Origin of the sequence: Streptococcus sp. HMSC077F03 (assembly GCF_001812375.1) — a bacterium.
In the GTDB taxonomy this organism is placed as follows: Bacteria; Bacillota; Bacilli; order Lactobacillales; family Streptococcaceae; genus Streptococcus; species Streptococcus oralis_S.
On record NZ_KV808780.1, the window covers coordinates 1 to 1451 of the forward strand.

The window sequence follows — 1451 nt, forward strand, 5'->3', positions numbered from 1 at the left end:
AGCGAAGGATGATGCACCAAAAAGCGAAGAAGAAGTAGTAAATGTTCAATATGTAGACAACAAATTTATTTTTTCTGATGAAGAAACTGCTAAAAAAATATGGAAGTTTGATGGTTTCTTGTTTCAAAAACTTGGTATAGATAAAGAATTTTTAAGTAAATTATCATTAAAAAACAAACATTTTAACGGAAATAATGGTTCTTTTGATATAGATTATATTATTAAAAACACAACGATTAACCAATATTTTAATAAACAGCAACAAGTTGAAACAGTACTAGGATTTGGTAGTTCTTTGAGGTTAGATGACTTTTATTACTATTCTGTTACTGTTGATTTTAATGATGGCTATTATTTTAAGGAGAGAGTATCGAATTAGGAGAGAAGTATGAGTAAAAAGGATACAGCGAATAGTGGTATTGCTACTCTAGATGCAGCAAATTTGACTTACGAATTTGAATAAGACGCAAGGCAATATTGCTTTTATGATATCCTACAAGAGAATGATGGTGGCTATCTTATTGAATATTATAAAAAAGGAGAAGGTTATGAAAAAAAAGCTTGTTTTTCGCAATATTACTTTTAGGAGGATTGATAATGATAGGATTAACAGGATGTGGAGAAAATAAGAACAGCCGAGAATGGATTGAAAACAAAGTCTCTGAGGTTAGTCGTGTCTATCCAACCGAAAATCTGTTTGATTTGTTTAAGCAATTTCCAGAAGGGTTTGAGGTCTATCAAGTTTACAAGAATGATAAAGTTAGCATAAAAATATATTTAACCGGAAATAGTCAGTTCAAGACGATAACTGGTAAATTAATTCGAAAAGATTTAAAGTTAGAAAAAAAGACAGACATTATAGATGTTAATTACATAGAACAGCAATTTATTTTTTCAGATGAAGAAAGAGCGAAGGAAATTTGGGAACTTAAAGGTTTTCTGTTTCAAGAATTAACGATTAATAAAAGTATTTTATCTGAGTTTAAATTAGAAAGTAAGAGTTATAACAGTGTAACTAATGGTTTTGACATATCTTATAGTGTGAATAATCCAATAATAAACAAATTTTTTAAAAAGGATGATCTTGAAAATGGTGTATTAGAATTTGGGAGCTCTTTGCAGAGTAATGATTATTATTACTATTCTGTAAATGTTGATTACAAAGACGGTTATTATTTTAGAGAAACAGTGTCAAATGGAGAATTGAATAATGGTGAGTAGTGAAATTCTAACTTTAGACGTGGCGAATATGACTTACGAATGTGAACAAGATGCAAGGAATTGTTGCTTTTATGGTATACTATAAGTGAACTACGGTTAGCTATTTTATTGAATATCATAAATAAGGAGAAGGTTATGAAAAAACTCACTTTTCTCACAATATTACTTTTAGGGGGATTGATCATGATAGGATTGGCGGGATGTGGAGAAAATAAGAATAGTCGAGAATG

1 protein-coding gene and 1 pseudogene are annotated in these 1451 nt (G+C 29.6%); both read left to right on the forward strand.

All coding sequences use genetic code 11. From position 1 onward, the window contains the following. A pseudogene (locus tag HMPREF2853_RS04890) lies at window positions 1-379 on the forward strand (hypothetical protein); the annotation flags it as partial. Window positions 380-597: 218 nt separating this feature from the next. Further along, complete coding sequence (locus HMPREF2853_RS04895; protein ID WP_070535118.1) at window positions 598-1221, forward strand: hypothetical protein; 624 nt, start codon at window positions 598-600, stop codon at window positions 1219-1221. Window positions 1222-1451 lie beyond the last annotated feature (230 nt).

Bases quoted from the DNA above. Each gene is read 5' to 3' on its own strand.
- HMPREF2853_RS04895 (WP_070535118.1), top strand. From the start codon at position 598: ATGATAGGATTAACAGGATGTGGAGAAAATAAGAACAGCCGAGAATGG.